Source organism: Brevundimonas sp. NPDC055311, assembly GCF_053645695.1.
This window is the reverse complement of the sequence record NZ_JBSHMV010000003.1, coordinates 361,079-376,001: the sequence shown is the minus strand read 5'-3', so window position 1 is coordinate 376,001 and position 14,923 is coordinate 361,079. Positions and strand designations below refer to the sequence as shown.

Below are 14,923 nucleotides of genomic sequence, written 5' to 3'. Positions count from 1 at the left end.
GGATCTCAGGTCTCGACGACGGCGTCGTGCACCCGGCTCTTCATGATCTGGGAGGCGCGGAAGCTGATGACGCGGCGGGGGTTGATAGCGGCCGGTTCGCCGGTCTTGGGGTTGCGGCCCATGCGGGCGCGTTTTTCACGGACCTGGAAGACGCCGAACCCCGACAGCTTGACCGTCTCGCCCTGTTCAAGCGAGTCGACGATCAGATCCAGCGTGCGCTCGACCAGTCCAGAGCATTCCTGTCGGGACAGCCCGACTTCCTCGTGGACCGCTTCGCACAAATCCGCCCGGGTAAGGGTGTGATGTCCGGCCACTTGCATCTCCCCGCAATCAATCGGCGGGGCATTGAAGGGCAAAACGGCCGGAAATCAAAGTCCTCAATGCGAATCTAGAACCGGAAGGCGCATGCGCCCCACGTCAGGCCGCCGCCCATGGCCTCGACCAGGACCAGATCGCCCTTCTTGATTCGCCCATCCTTGATGGCGACGTCCATCGCCAGGGGGATGGAGGCGGCCGAGGTGTTGGCGTGCATGGCCACGGTCGAGATCACCTTGCCCTCGTCCAGGCCCAGACGGTCGCCCACGCCCTTGATGATGCGCTGGTTGGCCTGGTGCGGCACGAACCAGTCGATCTCGGGGATGTCGACGCCCGCGACCTGGGCGGCGGCGGTGATGGCTTCGGCGATGTTGACCACGGCGTGACGGAAGACCTGGTTGCCCAGCATCCGCAGGTGGCCGACCGTTCCGGTCGTGGCCGGGCCGCCGTCGACATAGAGCATGTCCGACTTGGCGCCCTCGCAGCGCAGGGCGAAGCCCAGCACGCCGCGATCGTCCTTGGTCCCCTGCCCCTCGCCCGGCTCCAGCACGAAGGCCCCGGCGCCGTCGCCGAACAGGACGCAGGTGGTGCGGTCCGTCCAGTCCATCAGCTTGGTCATTTCCTCGGCGCCGATGACCAGGGCGCACTTGGCCTGACCGCGCGCGACGAATCCGTCGGCCACGCTCAAGGCGTAGACGAAGCCCGAGCAGACCGCCTGAATGTCGAAGGCGATGCCCACCGGCGCGCCCAGCTTGCGCTGGACGATGGCGGCCGTGGCCGGGAAGGTCTGGTCCGGCGTCGTGGTGGCGACGATGATCAGATCGACGTCCGCCGCCGTCTTGCCGGCGTCGGCCAGGGCGCGCTCGGCGGCCTTGAGCGCCAGGTCGCTGGTCGGCTCATCGTCGCGGGCCTTGTGGCGCTGGCGGATGCCGGTGCGCTCGATGATCCATTCGTCGGAGGTGTCGACGATCTTGGTCAGGTCGGCGTTGGTGACGACCTGCTCGGGCAGGAAGGAGCCAACCCCGGTAACGACGCTGCGGATGACGCTCACTGTTCGGTCTCTCCCATGACGGCGGGCGCCGTCTCGTCCATAGCCGCCGCCAGACGCGCGAAATTGGCGCTGACCTTGGTCAGATAGTCGCTGCGGGCCAGTTCGACAGCCACGCGGATGGCGTTTGCATAGCCCTCGGCCGTGGCGCCGCCGTGGCTTTTCACGACGATGCCGTTCAGGCCCAGCAAGGGGCCGCCGTTGACGCTGCTGGGATCGATTCGGCGCGCCATCTTCTTCAGGGCCGGCATGGCGATCAGAGCGCCCAGCTTGGCCAGAGGGCCCGAGGTCAGCGCCTCTTTCAGCAGGCCTGAGATGAAGCGGGCCGTGCCCTCGGCGGTTTTCAGGGCGACATTGCCGGTGAAGCCGTCGGTAACGACGACATCGACCGTTCCGGCGGCGATGTCATGCCCCTCGACGAAGCCGGTGTAGTTCACCGGCACGGCGTCGGTGCGCAGGACGGCGTGAGCCTCGCGCACCTCTTCATGGCCCTTCATTTCTTCGGAGCCGACGTTCAGAAGGCCGACCGTCGGCCGTTCCACCCCATGCACGGCTGCCTGAAACGCCTCCCCCATGATGGCGAACTCGACCAGTTGGCGCGCATCGCTGGCGATGTTGGCGCCCACATCCAGAACGGCGGTGACGCCGCGCTTGGTCGGCCAGCTGGCGACGATGGCGGGGCGCTCCAGCCCGTCGACCGCCATGCGCAGGATCAGCTTGGAGATCGCCATCAGGGCGCCGGTGTTGCCGGCGGAAACAGCCCCCTGGGCCTCGCCCGTCTTGACCGCCTCGATCGCGTTCCACAGGCTCGAGCCCTTGCCCCGCCGCATGGCCTGGGCCGGCTTTTCGTCCATGGCGACGACCTTGTCGGTGTGCCGGACCTGGCAAAGGTCGTCCGAGACGTGCAGGCGCGCCATCTCGGCGCGGATCGCCGCCTCGTCGCCATGCAGCAGGAAGCGCACGCCGTCGCCCCCATACAGGGAATAATAGGCCTTCACGCCGCCGACCACGACGGCGGGACCGTGGTCGCCCCCCATGGCGTCGAGCGAAATCAGTGTGGATGATGCCAAGTGGAAATCGACTCCGTCGCCGTCTTGTCGCGGCGCTTCAATGTTAGGGCGTATAGACGCAAATGTCGCACCCTGTGGATGCAACCGGGGCGCCCTTAGGTCAACTCTTGTCGGAACCGCCCGGCTTCAAGGTCCTCAGCACGCCGAAAGGGGAAATCTCGCCCGGCTCCGGCGGCTGCTCGAAGACGGCGCCTTCCTTGCGCGGATAAGGGTCCAGATGCAGGGCCAACTGCTCGACGGCGTACTGGCCCAGGTCGATCTGGCCGTTCTCGACCACGTCGGGAGAATTGTCGTCCAGCTCCAGATCGATCTCGCCCTCTTCCGAAGGCGGCGTATCCAGGGCCTCTACCAGATTGATCTCGAACCGCTCGTCGATGTGGACCGGCAGGGGCTCCAGCGTCAGCACGCAGGATTGAACGGCGTCAGCCACGACTCGTCCCGCCAGGCGCCAGCCCGACACCGTGGCCGTCACCTCCAGATCCGCCTCGAAGCGGTCCAGCGACTTCAGGTTCAGCGCGCGCGCGATGCGCTGACGCGCTTCAGCGTCCGGCTCCAGTCGCCGGGACAGACCCGCGCCGATCTGATGCAGGCGGACGGGGTCGCTGTAAGGCAGGGCGGGAATCGTCATGCGACGATCATGGCCCAGTCCGGCGCCTTTTCCACGGCGGAAATCGGCTGACGCGCCAGGCGTTCGTGCGATTCCAGCGCATATCGGGTCAGTTCGGCGCCGGCTGCGGGATCGTCGCTCTCGAACACATTGCGTGCGATCGAGGCCTGGAAGCCTTCACGGTCGCCATCGCGCAGCGCCTTCTCATAGGCGCTCATCCGGCCATAAAGAGCTTCGCCCAGCTTGCGCATCTTCTTGCCGACCGACACATCGCCGACGCCCAACTCGCGCAGCACATTGTCCAAGGCCGAGACGTAGGTATCGAACATTTTCTGAGCCAGATCGGCCCCACGCTCGCCCTCGCCCTTCATCCGCACGAACAGCAGCAGAACATGCAGGGTGTAGAGTTCGAACCGCGCGTCGATTCGATCCGCCACCCCCAGGCGGGCGTAAAAATCGGGCTGGCGCGCCTGTTCCACGGCCAGGGCGTAAAGGCCCTGCGCCTGGCGCTCTTGCGTCTGTCGTCTGAAGAGTGTCTTGAACATAGGATTTCACGGCCCCTTTTCCGCCGCGCCGTTGCACTAGGACGCAGCGACGGTTAGGTCAAAGACCTTGTTCCTAGAGGCCCATCGCCGATGCCCCGTTTTACGTCGCTCATCATCGCCGCCTCGCTCGCCGCCGCTGCGGGCGCCTGCGCCCCCGTCGTCGCCACTCAGGGCTTCCAGGCCGTGGACGCCAAGCCTCAGGACGTCGAAGTGGGCGTCGACACCCGCGAGACCGTTTTGGCCAAGCTGGGCACGCCCTCCACGACCTCGACCTTCGAGAGCGACAACGTCTGGTATTACCTGACCCAGACGACGCAGCGCTACACCTACAACAAGCCTCAGGTGTCGCAGCGGACCGTCACGGAAATCACCTTCGCCGAGGGCGACGAAAAGGTCGCCAACGTGCGCACCCTGGGGCTGGAAGACGGCCGCCAGATCGCCATGGAGCGTCGCGAAACCCCGACCCGCGGCCGCCAGCTGACCATCCTCGAACAGTTGCTCGGCAACGTCGGCCGCGGCCAACTGCCGCGTACGGAGGACGACGTCCCCGGCCAACGCCGCCCGGACTAAGCGGCCCCTACAAACAGGCGCCCTCAAGCCGCGAGCGACCGCGTCGCGAGCATAGGGCGCAAAGACAACGCCCCGGAGAGCGATCTCCGGGGCGTTTTCAGTTTCAGCGAAACGCCGTCAGACGATCTTGCCGCTCGCCAGCACCGCCAGCAGCAGAAGCGCCACGATGTTGGTGATCTTGATCATCGGGTTCACCGCCGGGCCTGAGGTGTCCTTGTAGGGATCGCCCACGGTGTCGCCGGTGACTGCGGCCTTGTGCGCTTCCGAGCCCTTGCCGTGAACGACGCCGTTCTTGTCGGTGAAGCCTTCCTCGATCACCTTCTTGGCGTTGTCCCAGGCGCCGCCGCCCGAGGTCATCGAGATGGCGACGAACAGACCCGTCACGATCACCCCCATCAGCATGGCCCCCAGGGCGGCGAAGGCGTTGGCCTTGTCCGGCTGGATGAACAGGATGACGACGAACAGGACGATCGGCGACAGCACCGGCAGCAGCGACGGCACGATCATCTCGCGAATGGCCGCGCTGGTCAGAATGTCGACCGCCCGGCCGTATTCGGGCTTGGTCTGGAAGGTCATGATGCCGGGGTTCTCGCGGAACTGACGCCGAACCTCAGCCACCACGGCCTCGGCGGCGCGCCCCACAGCCGTCATCGACAGGCCGCCGAACAGGAAAGGCAGCAGCCCCCCGAACAGCAGGCCGACCACGACATAGGGGTTGGACAGGTCGAAGGCGACCGCGCCCAGTCCGTGGAAGAAGCTGCCCGGCTGCGCCTCGGCCGCGAAGAACTTGAGGTCCTCCACATAGGCGGCGAACAGGACCAGCGCCCCCAGACCCGCCGAACCGATGGCGTAGCCCTTGGTCACGGCCTTGGTAGTGTTGCCCACGGCGTCCAGGGCGTCGGTCGAAACGCGAACCTCAGGCGGCAGACCCGCCATCTCGGCGATGCCGCCTGCGTTGTCGGTGACGGGACCAAAGGCGTCCAGCGCCACGATCATCCCGGCCACGCCCAGCATTGTGGTGGTGGCGATGGCGATGCCGAACAGACCCGCCAGCTGGAAGGCTGCGACGATGCCCACGATGATGGTCAGAGCCGGCAGCGCCGTGGCCTCCAGCGACATGGCCAACCCCTGGATCACGTTGGTGCCGTGTCCCGAGACCGAGGCGTTGGCCACCGACTTCACCGGACGGAAGCCCGTGCCGGTGTAGTATTCGGTGATGACCACGATGGCCGCCGTGACCAGCAGGCCGACGACGCCCGCCCAGAATAGGTTCATCGGCTGGATCAGCAGCCCGCCCGAGGTTTCGACCGCCCCCGGCAGAAGCTGGTTGATCACCCACCAGACCGCGCCCAACGACAGGACGCCGGTGACGATCAGCCCCTGGTACAGGGCCCCCATGATGTTGCCGCTCTTGCCCAGACGGACGAAGAAGGTGCCGATGATCGAGGTCACGATGCAGACGCCGCAGATCGCCAGCGGCAGCAGCATCAGCACGTCCACATAGGGCTGGTTGCGGAAGAAGATGGCCGCCAGCACCATGGTCGCCACCGTGGTGACGGCATAGGTCTCGAACAGGTCGGCGGCCATGCCGGCGCAGTCGCCGACGTTGTCGCCCACATTGTCCGCGATGGTGGCGGCGTTACGGGGGTCGTCCTCAGGGATGCCGGCCTCGACCTTGCCCACCATGTCGCCGCCGACGTCGGCCCCCTTGGTGAAGATGCCGCCGCCCAGTCGCGCGAAGATGGAGATCAGCGAGGCCCCGAAGCCCAGCGCCACCAGGCCGTCGATGACCTCGCGGCTGGTCGAGACGTGGCCCAGCCCCTGGGTCATGAAGGCGTAGTAGCCGGACACGCCCAGAAGCGCGCCGCCCGCCACGAACATGCCGGTGATGGCGCCCGAGCGGAAGGCCAGGTCCAGGCCCTTGGACAGGCTCTGCGACGCAGCCTGCGCCGTGCGGACGTTGGCGCGCACGGAGATCAGCATCCCCGCATAGCCCGCCGCGCCCGACAGGACCGCGCCGATCAGGAAGCCCAGCGCCGCCCAGGTTCCGATAAGAAAAAAGGCCGCGACCAAGATCACGACCCCTACAATGCCAATCGTTGTGTACTGGCGCTTCAGATAGGCGGATGCCCCTTCCTGGATCGCCGCGGCGATCTCACGCATCCGTTCATTACCACTGTCGGCCTTCATCAGGACGGCGGTCTGGACGGCGCCGTAAAGCACCCCCAGAGCGCCGGCCGCGATGACCAGCCAAAGATATGACGTCATGGCGTTTCCAAGCCCTATGCAACTAGACGCGCGGATCCATGGGCTGCGCTACGGGCGTTGTCGCCTCTCGGCCGCCTTCCGGTCCCCCCGTGCGCTTACGGACGCAAATTCACGCCCCTCGGGAATTGCGGCTAAATCGTGCCAAAAGCAGAGCCGTGGCGCAACAGCGCTCTTCTAGACGGCGCGAACGGTCGTGCGGCGGCGCGCGGCCTGGCTGACAACCTCGACGCGGGTGATCGCGCCCTTGCCGATCAGGGCGTCGGCGGAGCGGATCAGGCTGGCGCTCAGGGCCTCGGGGTCCACCTGGTTCCAGTCGTCGGTCAGGACGAAGGGCGTGCGGTGCCCGGCGCGGACCAGGGCGTCGCGCAGATAGGGCTCCTTGGCCCTCACCGCATCCAGGGCGTGGCCCTGGCCCAGATGCAGCTTCAGCACCACGAAGATGTAGTTTCGGACGCGACCGCCCACGATGATCGGCAGGCCCACCCCGGTCAGGTTGAAGCTCACCGGCTGGGCGGGCGTTTCCGCCGACGGCGAGGCGAGCGCCGGCCCCGACAGGGCGGCGCCGGCGACGGCGAGGATCAGGGCGCGGCGGTTCATGGCGGCAGTCTGGCCTGGTCCCGTTAGGATTCCGTTGCCCTCAGCCGTGGGTCCAGCCGGTGCGGGTCGGGGTGATGACCTGGCCCAGATAGCGCGGCGACAGCCCCCTGCCCTCGGCCACGCGACCGACGCAGGTCAGGCGCAGATGGCGGCGCTCAGCCTCGCGGCGCAGGGCGTTCTCGGCGCCCGCCGGGACGGTCAGCAGGATCTCATAGTCGTCGCCGCCGCTGGCCAGCAGCTCCAGCGCCGCCTGCGGGTCGACCCGTCCCTCGAACCAGGCCTGGGCCGCCGCCGACAGGGGCAGAACCTCCAGATCAAGCTCGAGGCTGACGCCGCTGGCCTCGGCGATATGGGCGGCGTCGGCCAGCAGGCCGTCGGACACGTCGGCGCTGGCGGTCGCCAGGCCCAGGACGACGGGTGCGAACTCCACGCGCGGCATGGGGGTGCGATAGGCGGCCTCCAGCGCGTCCATGCGTTCGGGCTCCAGGCTCAGGGTCGCCTGGGCGGCCTGAAGGCCCAGCCAGCCGTCGCCGATCGTGCCGGTGACGAAGACCAGATCGCCCGGCCGCGCGCCCGCCCGGCTGACCGCCGCCCCCGACGGCGCCCAGCCCAGCAGTGTGGCCGAAAAGCTGGCCGGTCCCGGCGTCTTCACCGTGTCGCCGCCCAGCAGGGAAATGTCGAAAATAGCCTGATCGCGCCGCAGTCCGGCGACGAAGGCCTCGCGTTCCGGCCAGCCGCAGCGTTCGGACCAGTGGCAGGCCAGCAGATAGCCGAACGGCTCGGCCCCCTTGGCCGCCAGATCGGACAGGTTCACGCGAAGCAGCTTCTGCGCCACCGTATCCAGCGGGTCGTCGGGCAGGAAGTGGACGCCCTCGACGATCGCATCCTTGGTAAGGATGAGGTCGTGTCCCGGACGCGAGGGCAGCGCGGCCACGTCGTCGGCCAGCCCCCTCGCCCATTCCGGGTGCGCCAGCGGCTTCAGCAGCCGCTGGATGGTCTCGAATTCACCCGCGACGTCAATCGCGGGCATCGCGCGCCACGCCGTCCAGCGCCGCGTTCACGAACTTCGCCTCCGCATCGTCGAAGAAGGCCTTGGCCAGTTCGACATATTCGTCGATCACGATCTCACGCGGGACGTCGGGCTTGTGCTTCAGCTCCCATGCGCCGCAGCGCAGCAGGGCGCGCAGGGTGGCGTCCAGACGCTCCATACGCCAATTGGAGGCCAGACGCGCCTTGACCGCCTCGTCGATGGCCCGCTGATCCTCGACTACGCCGTGGACGATGTCGGAGAACCAGTCCTCGTCCGCCTCGGCCAGGGGGGCGCCGTCGATGTCGGCGTCGAAGCGGTGATTGCGGAACTCGCGCACGACGCTTTCGACGCCCTCGCCCGCCAGCTCCATCTGATACAGGGCCTGGACGGCGGCCAGGCGGGCGACCGTGCGGGCGCGGCGTTGACGGCTGGTCAGTTGCGGTTCGGCGCGGGCCTTCTCGGCCTCGGCCAGCTGGGCCATGACTTCGGCGACGGTCGCCGGGGCGCTGGTCGGTTCGGTCACGAGGCCAGCCCCCCGCGCAGGCGCTTGCGGATAGCGATCAGGTCCAGGCAGGCGCGGGCCGCGAAGCCGCCCTTGTCGCCCTCGCTGAGACGGGCGCGGGTCCAGGCCTGCTCCTCGTCCTCGGTCGTCAGGATGCCGTTGCCGATGGCCACGCCCTTCAGGCCCAGATTGCGGATGCCGGCGGCCGACTGATCCGAGACGATCTCGAAATGGTAGGTCTCGCCGCGGATCACGCAGCCCAGGGCCACATAGCCGTCATAGCGCGGGGCGGTCGGATAGCGTCCGGCCTCTTCGGCCATGGCGATCACGGTCGGCACTTCCAGCGCGCCGGGCACGGTCACGACGTCATACTGGACGCCTTGCGCGCGCAGGGCGTCCTTCGCACCTTCCAGAAGGGCGTCGGCCAGTTCGTCGTAGAAGCGCGCCTCGACGATGAGGACGCGAGTGGGGTCGTTCAAGATTGGTCTTCTCCGTCCATGTCGCGCCAACCGGCGATGCGCAGGCCGTAGCCTTCCAGCGCCGTCGGATTGGGTCGTGTCGAACTCATCACGATCATATCCTTGACGCCGAGGTCGAGCAGAATCTGCGCCCCGACGCCATAGGCCTTCAGCGAACGATCCACGGCGGCGGGCTTGCTGGTGGCGCCCAGCCGCTCGGCCAGGCCATGCAGGCCGGGATCGCGCAGGAAGACGACGACGCCCGGCCCGTCCTGGGCCGCCAGCGCGCGCATCGCCCTCGGAATATAGTCCTGACGGGCCTCGACATGGCCCAGCAGGTCGGCGGCGAAGTCGATCTGGTGCATGCGCACGACGGTCGGCTTCGCCGGGTCGATGTCGCCGCGCACCAGGGCGATGTGCTCGGCGCCCTCGATGGTGTTGCGATAGAGGATCAGCTTGAACGCGCCGCCGTGGACGCTCTCGAACGGCGTCTCCATCACGCGCTCGACGAAGCGCTCGGTGCGGCGGCGATAGGCGATCAGGTCGGCGATGGTGCCGATCTTCAGCCCATGCAGCTGGGCGAAGGCGATCAGGTCGGGCATCCGCGCCATCGTCCCGTCGTCCTTGATGATCTCGCAGATCACCCCGGCGGGAATCAGGCCCGCCATGCGGCTGATGTCCACCGCCGCCTCGGTGTGGCCGGTGCGGACCAGGACGCCGCCGTCGCGCGCGACCAGCGGGAAGATGTGGCCCGGCGAGACGATGTCGTCCGCGGTGCGCGACGGATCGGCCGCCACCTGGACCGTATGGGCGCGATCGGCGGCCGAGATGCCGGTCGTGACGCCTTCCTTGGCCTCGATCGAGATGGTGAAGGCCGTGCCCATACTCTCGCGGTTCTCGGCGGCCATCGGCGGCAGGCGCAGCTGCTTGGCGCGCTCGGACGTCAGGGCCAGGCAGACCAGGCCCCGCGCATAGCGGATCATGAAGTTGATCTGGTCCGGCGTGGCGAACTGGGCCGGAATGACGATGTCGCCCTCGTTCTCGCGGTCCTCGGCGTCCACCAGGATGTAGGGGCGGCCGTTGCGGGCGTCCTCGATAATGTCCTCGATCGAGCTGATCGGGCTGTCGGTGTTGTAGACGGCCAGTTTCATCATGCGGTCTCCTGCCACCGCGCGAGGTAACGCGCCAGCATGTCGATCTCCAGATTGACCTTTTCGCCGACCTTCAGGCCGCCGAGGGTGGTCGCATCCCACGTGTGCGGGATGATGTTCACGTCGAAGCGGCGCTCATGCACCCCATTCACCGTCAGGGAAACCCCATCGACCGTGATTGAGCCCTTTGGGGCGATGAATCTGTGCAGGGGCGCCGGCGCCTCGATCAAGATGCGGCGCGATCCGCCCTCGGGCGTGATGGACACGACCTCGCCCAGACCGTCGACGTGGCCGGAAACGATGTGGCCGCCCAGTTCGTCGCCCAGTTTCGCGGCGCGCTCCAGATTGATCCGGCTGCCCTCGCTCCAGTCGCCCAGCTTGGTCTTGGCCAGGGTCTCGCCCGAAACCTCGACGGCGAACCACCCATCGCCCTTTTCCGTGACAGTCAGGCAGCAGCCCGCATGGCTGATGGAGGCGCCCAGGTCGATGCCCGCCGTGTCCCACACGGTCTCGACCTCATAGCGACGGTCGCGGTTGGTTTCACGGACGCTGCGGACGCGGCCGATGTCGGTGACGATGCCGGTGAACATGAAAGCTCCGGTCCCTTCGGACCCAAAAAACAGAGTCTAATTAGTCTAATTCGTCTGAAATCGCGCCTGAGGAGGCGTCAGGCGCGGGCGTAACGCTCCCACAGATCGTCTCCGACAGGCTCGACGCCCAGACGACGGAACTTGGGGGCGTCGGCCAGCTTTGCAAGCGCCAGGGAGGCGACGCAGGGCCGCCCCTCCCCGCCCAGCAGGATCGGTGCACGGAACCACTCGATCGCGTCCACCGCCCCCGCCTGGATAAAGGAGGCGGCGACGCGGCCCCCGCCCTCGATCAGCAGCGACGTGACGCTGCGGACGGTCAGGGCGTCGAGGACGGCGGAAATGGCGGGGCGGCCGTCGACGGCGGCGACGGCGAGGACTTCGGCTTGACCGATGGCGTGGGGCGTAGCGGTTGTCAGGATCAGGGTGTTTCCGCTGGCGACCTTGGCCGTCGCGGGCGTGCGGAGGCGGCTGTCGAGCACCACACGCAGCGGATTCCTTCTCCCCTCGGGGGAGAAGGTGGGCGGCGAAGCCGCTCGGATGAGGGGGACGCCGGATACGCCCTCGACTTCGGCCGTTTCGCTTGCGGACACAGCCCCCTCATCCGTCTCGCTCCGCGAGCCACCTTCTCCCCCGAGGGGAGAAGGAAGACGGACGGTCAGTTCGGGGTCATCCGCCAGCACCGTCTCGACGCCGACCAGGATGGCGTCATGGGTTGCGCGCAGGCGGTGGCCCTGAAGGCGCGCCTCCGGCCCGGTGATCCACTGGCTTTCGCCCGTGGCCGTGGCGATGCGGCCGTCCAGCGAGGTGGCCAGCTTGAGAGTGACGCGAGGGCGCATCAGTCCTGGCCGGACTTGGTCTCGTCGAAACCCTCGTCGCCGAGGAATTTGGCGAAGTCGCTGGTGTGGCGGAAGTCCTTGTAGACCGAGGCGTAGCGGACGTAGGCGACCTCATCGACCGACTTCAGCGCCTTCATGATGAAGTCGCCGACGATGCTGGACGGGATCTCCGTCTCGCCCAGGCTTTCCAGCTGGCGCACGATGCGGCTGACCAGAAGCTCGACCTGATCGGGTTGGACGGGACGCTTGCGCAGGGCGATGCCCAGCGAGCGCTCCAGCTTGTCGCGGTCGAAGGGGGTGCGGCGGCCGTTCCGTTTCAGGATGACCAGTTCGCGCAGCTGCACCCGCTCGAAGGTGGTGAAGCGCCCGTTGCACTGCGGGCAGGACCGACGGCGCCGGATGGCCGCGCCGTCGTCAGACGGGCGGCTGTCCTTCACCTGGGTGTCGGCGTTTCCGCAGAAGGGGCACTTCATCCGATGGGTCCCTTAGCGATAGATCGGGAAGCGCGCAGTCAGTTCGCGCACCTGAGCCGCCACGCCCGCGACGACGGCCGGATCGGCTTCGTCGCCGCCGTTCATCGACGAGACGACATCGGCGATCCAGTGACCGATCTGCTTGAACTCTTCCTCGCCGAAGCCGCGCGTGGTGCCCGCCGGGGTGCCCAGACGGACGCCCGAGGTGACGGTGAAGGGCGCGGTGTCGAACGGCACGCCGTTCTTGTTGCAGGTCATCAGCGCCTTCTCGAGCTCATGCTCGGTGGCCTTGCCGGTCACGCCCTTGGGACGCAGGTCAACCAGCATCAGGTGGCTGTCGGTGCCGCCCGAGACGATGGCCAGGCCACGTTCGACCAGAACGGCCGCCAGGGCCTGGGCGTTCTTCACGACCTGCTGGGCGTAGAGCTTGAACTCGGGTTTCAGCGCCTCGCCGAAGGCCACGGCCTTGGCGGCGATAACGTGCTCCAGCGGGCCGCCCTGCAGGCCGGGGAAGACGGCCGAGTTGATCTTCTTGCCCAGATCCAGGTCGTTGGACAGGATCATGCCGCCGCGCGGGCCGCGCAGGGTCTTGTGGGTCGTGGTGGTGACGACGTGGGCGTGCGGGATCGGGTCGGGATAGGCGCCGCCCGCGATCAGGCCGGCATAGTGGGCCATGTCGACCATCAGATAGGCGCCGACCGAATCCGCGATCTCGCGGAAGCGCTTGAAGTCGATGTGACGGCTGTAGGCCGAGGCGCCGGCCAGGATCAGCTTGGGCTTCTCCTTCTGGGCCATTTCGGCGACGTGATCGTAATCAATCAGATGGTCGTCCTCGTTCACCTTGTAGGTGACGGGGCGGAACCACTTGCCCGACTGGTTAGCGGGCGACCCGTGCGTCAGGTGGCCGCCGCAGGCCAGATCCATGCCCAGGAAGGTGTCGCCCGGCTGCAGCAGGGAGAAGAAGACCGCCTGGTTGGCCTGGGCGCCCGAGTGCGGCTGGACGTTGACGAAGGCGGCGCCGAACAACTCCTTGGCGCGCTCGCGGGCCAGGTCCTCGGTGATGTCGACGAACTCGCAGCCGCCGTAGTAGCGACGCCCCGGATAGCCCTCGGCGTATTTGTTGGTTAGGACCGAGCCCTGCGCGTCCAGCACCGCCTGAGAGACGATGTTCTCGGAAGCGATCAGCTCGATCTGCTCCTTCTGGCGGCCAAGCTCGCCCTGAATGCCCTTGAAGATCGCCGGATCGGCGTCGGCGAGGCTCTTGGAGAAGTAGGAGTCGTGGGTGAAGGCGGTCACAGGCAGGCATCCCGAAGGCTGAGGGCGGAAACGGCGCTCTCTTCTAGGCCGCGCCGCCGAACACCACAACATCTAGGGGGTCAGCGCTGTGACAACGCTCGTTTCAGTTTGGCGATCGCCACGCGCTCAACCGCACGCGGCTCGGCGACGGGCCCCATGGCCGAGACCTCGACGCCGGTGGCCGTGTGGACCGCCGAGCATTTCACATAGGGGCCGTTACGGACGAACTCGACGATGACTTCGCCGAGTTCGGGGTCAGCCGTCATGCGGCGACCGGACGACGCGCCACGTTGCAGTGCGACCAGAGCTTGTCCATCGCCTCGACCAGCTTGTCGATCATGGCGTCGTCGTGGTCCGGAGAGGGGGTGAAGCGCAGACGCTCGGTCCCCTTGGGCACGGTCGGATAATTGATCGGCTGGACGTAGATGCCGTGCTCTTCCAGCAGCATGTCAGAGATCAGCTTGCAGTGCACCGGATTGCCGACATGAACCGGCACGATGTGGCTGACGCTGGGCAGGACGGGAATGCCCGCCTCGGTCAGGCGGCGCTTCAGGGTCGCGGCGCGCTCCTGATGGGCGTCGCGCAGCTCGGGATGCGCCTTCAGGTGGCGGACCGAAGCCAGGGCGCCGGCGGTCAGGGCCGGCGGCAGGCTGGTGGTGAAGATGAAGCCCGAGGCCCAGCTGCGCACCGCGTCCACGATCACGGCGTCGGCGGCGATGTAGCCTCCCATGACGCCGATGGCCTTGCCCAGGGTGCATTCGACGATGTCGATGCCGTCCAGAACGCCGTCGCGCTCGGCCACGCCCGCACCGGTCGCGCCGTACAGGCCGACCGCGTGAACCTCGTCCAGATAGGTCAGGGCGCCGTATTTCTTGGCGAGGGCGATGGTGCCGGCGATGTCGGCGATGTCGCCGTCCATCGAATAGACGCTCTCGAAGGCGACCAGCTTGGGCGCATCGGCGGGCGCGGCGGCCAGCAGTTCTTCAAGGTGTTCGAGGTCGTTGTGACGGAAGATGTGACGTTCGCCGCCGCCGTTGCGGATGCCCGCGATCATGGAGGCGTGGTTCAGGGCGTCCGAGAAGGTGATCAGGCCCGGCAGTATCTTCTGCAGGGTCGACAGCGTCGCCTCATTGGCCACATAGCCCGAGGTGAACAACAGGGCCGCTTCCTTCTGGTGCCAACTGGCCAGTTCGGCTTCCAGATCGACCGCCGAGCGCGTGGTGCCCGAGATGTTGCGCGTGCCCCCTGCCCCGGCGCCGGTCTTCTCGACCTCGGCCTGCATGGCCTCGATCACCGCCGGATGCTGGCCCATGCCCAGGTAGTCGTTGGAGCACCAGACGACGACGTCCTGCTGCGTGCCGTCCTCGCGGCGGCGCACCGCCCGGGGAAACTGGCCGCGTACCCGCTTCAGATCGGCGAAGACGCGGTAACGACCCTCGCTGCGGACCTGCTCCACAGAGTTCTGAAAGGCGGACTTATAGTCGAACAAGGCGGCGCTTCTTTCGCTTATGCAGCTTTTGGAGCCTAATTGCGCGCGCCGCCCTGTCTTGTCCATGTCAGGAGCCGG

At 67.4% G+C, this 14,923-nt stretch carries 18 protein-coding genes; 1 reads left to right on the top strand and 17 read right to left on the bottom strand.

Going from position 1 to position 14,923, the window contains the following annotated elements:
• Positions 1 to 5 precede the first annotated feature (5 nt).
• The 5 genes from ACWIDZ_RS12995 to ACWIDZ_RS12975 all read right to left on the bottom strand — a co-directional run bounded on the left by ACWIDZ_RS12995 (position 6) and on the right by ACWIDZ_RS12975 (position 3,585).
• On the bottom strand, positions 6 to 314 hold the full coding sequence (locus tag ACWIDZ_RS12995; RefSeq protein WP_409450003.1) for an integration host factor subunit alpha: 309 nt from the start codon (positions 312 to 314) through the stop codon (positions 6 to 8).
• A 74-nt stretch (positions 315 to 388) separates the two neighbouring features.
• Positions 389 to 1,366: a beta-ketoacyl-ACP synthase III gene (locus ACWIDZ_RS12990; RefSeq protein ID WP_291782320.1), complete on the bottom strand. Its 978-nt coding sequence runs from the start codon at positions 1,364 to 1,366 to the stop codon at positions 389 to 391.
• On the bottom strand, positions 1,363 to 2,433 hold the full coding sequence (plsX, locus tag ACWIDZ_RS12985) for a phosphate acyltransferase PlsX (RefSeq protein WP_343829255.1): 1,071 nt from the start codon (positions 2,431 to 2,433) through the stop codon (positions 1,363 to 1,365). Before plsX ends, ACWIDZ_RS12990 begins: the two co-directional genes overlap by 4 nt.
• 100 nt (positions 2,434 to 2,533) lie before the next feature.
• A complete protein-coding gene (locus ACWIDZ_RS12980; protein WP_453989412.1) occupies positions 2,534 to 3,061 on the bottom strand; it encodes a YceD family protein in 528 nt (175 codons plus the stop codon).
• Positions 3,058 to 3,585: a ubiquinol-cytochrome C chaperone family protein gene (locus tag ACWIDZ_RS12975; protein WP_453989411.1), complete on the bottom strand. Its 528-nt coding sequence runs from the start codon at positions 3,583 to 3,585 to the stop codon at positions 3,058 to 3,060. The genes ACWIDZ_RS12980 and ACWIDZ_RS12975 overlap by 4 nt, the downstream gene beginning before the upstream one ends.
• Positions 3,586 to 3,675: 90 nt before the next feature.
• Between ACWIDZ_RS12975 and ACWIDZ_RS12970 the strand changes: the two genes are divergently transcribed.
• Positions 3,676 to 4,155: an outer membrane protein assembly factor BamE gene (locus tag ACWIDZ_RS12970; RefSeq protein ID WP_291782332.1), complete on the top strand. Its 480-nt coding sequence runs from the start codon at positions 3,676 to 3,678 to the stop codon at positions 4,153 to 4,155.
• 117 nt (positions 4,156 to 4,272) lie between these two features.
• Here the strand turns inward: ACWIDZ_RS12970 and ACWIDZ_RS12965 are convergent, their stop codons facing one another.
• The 12 genes from ACWIDZ_RS12965 to hemA all read right to left on the bottom strand — a co-directional run bounded on the left by ACWIDZ_RS12965 (position 4,273) and on the right by hemA (position 14,845).
• On the bottom strand, positions 4,273 to 6,423 hold the full coding sequence (locus tag ACWIDZ_RS12965) for a sodium-translocating pyrophosphatase (RefSeq protein ID WP_453989410.1): 2,151 nt from the start codon (positions 6,421 to 6,423) through the stop codon (positions 4,273 to 4,275).
• Positions 6,424 to 6,597: 174 nt separating this feature from the next.
• Positions 6,598 to 7,020, bottom strand: coding sequence for a hypothetical protein (locus ACWIDZ_RS12960; protein ID WP_453989409.1), 423 nt, complete (start codon positions 7,018 to 7,020; stop codon positions 6,598 to 6,600).
• Positions 7,021 to 7,060: 40 nt separating this feature from the next.
• On the bottom strand, positions 7,061 to 8,050 hold the full coding sequence (gene thiL / locus ACWIDZ_RS12955) for a thiamine-phosphate kinase (RefSeq protein WP_346521975.1): 990 nt from the start codon (positions 8,048 to 8,050) through the stop codon (positions 7,061 to 7,063).
• Entirely contained in the window at positions 8,037 to 8,573 is a 537-nt protein-coding gene (nusB, locus tag ACWIDZ_RS12950; protein ID WP_422388293.1) for a transcription antitermination factor NusB, read from the bottom strand. The genes thiL and nusB overlap by 14 nt, the downstream gene beginning before the upstream one ends.
• Positions 8,570 to 9,031, bottom strand: a complete 462-nt coding sequence (gene ribH / locus ACWIDZ_RS12945) for a 6,7-dimethyl-8-ribityllumazine synthase (RefSeq protein ID WP_003169442.1) — start codon at positions 9,029 to 9,031, stop codon at positions 8,570 to 8,572. The genes nusB and ribH overlap by 4 nt, the downstream gene beginning before the upstream one ends.
• The gene (gene ribB, locus ACWIDZ_RS12940) at positions 9,028 to 10,164 is read right to left on the bottom strand and encodes a 3,4-dihydroxy-2-butanone-4-phosphate synthase (protein ID WP_291782345.1); all 1,137 of its coding nucleotides are present in this window, start codon (positions 10,162 to 10,164) and stop codon (positions 9,028 to 9,030) included. The genes ribH and ribB overlap by 4 nt, the downstream gene beginning before the upstream one ends.
• Complete coding sequence (locus tag ACWIDZ_RS12935) at positions 10,161 to 10,751, bottom strand: riboflavin synthase (RefSeq protein ID WP_453989408.1); 591 nt, start codon at positions 10,749 to 10,751, stop codon at positions 10,161 to 10,163. Before ACWIDZ_RS12935 ends, ribB begins: the two co-directional genes overlap by 4 nt.
• Positions 10,752 to 10,828: 77 nt before the next feature.
• On the bottom strand, positions 10,829 to 11,587 hold the full coding sequence (locus ACWIDZ_RS12930) for a RibD family protein (RefSeq protein ID WP_453989407.1): 759 nt from the start codon (positions 11,585 to 11,587) through the stop codon (positions 10,829 to 10,831).
• A complete protein-coding gene (nrdR, locus tag ACWIDZ_RS12925) occupies positions 11,587 to 12,060 on the bottom strand; it encodes a transcriptional regulator NrdR (RefSeq protein ID WP_024352817.1) in 474 nt (157 codons plus the stop codon). Before nrdR ends, ACWIDZ_RS12930 begins: the two co-directional genes overlap by 1 nt.
• Before the next feature lie 12 nt (positions 12,061 to 12,072).
• Positions 12,073 to 13,356 carry a serine hydroxymethyltransferase gene (gene glyA, locus ACWIDZ_RS12920; protein ID WP_046653460.1) on the bottom strand — a complete coding sequence of 428 codons (1,284 nt, stop codon included), beginning with the start codon at positions 13,354 to 13,356 and terminating at the stop codon, positions 12,073 to 12,075.
• An 80-nt stretch (positions 13,357 to 13,436) separates the two neighbouring features.
• On the bottom strand, positions 13,437 to 13,622 hold the full coding sequence (locus ACWIDZ_RS12915) for a DUF6898 family protein (protein WP_312217745.1): 186 nt from the start codon (positions 13,620 to 13,622) through the stop codon (positions 13,437 to 13,439).
• Positions 13,619 to 14,845, bottom strand: coding sequence for a 5-aminolevulinate synthase (hemA, locus tag ACWIDZ_RS12910; RefSeq protein WP_452111270.1), 1,227 nt, complete (start codon positions 14,843 to 14,845; stop codon positions 13,619 to 13,621). The genes ACWIDZ_RS12915 and hemA overlap by 4 nt, the downstream gene beginning before the upstream one ends.
• Positions 14,846 to 14,923: the final 78 nt, after the last annotated feature.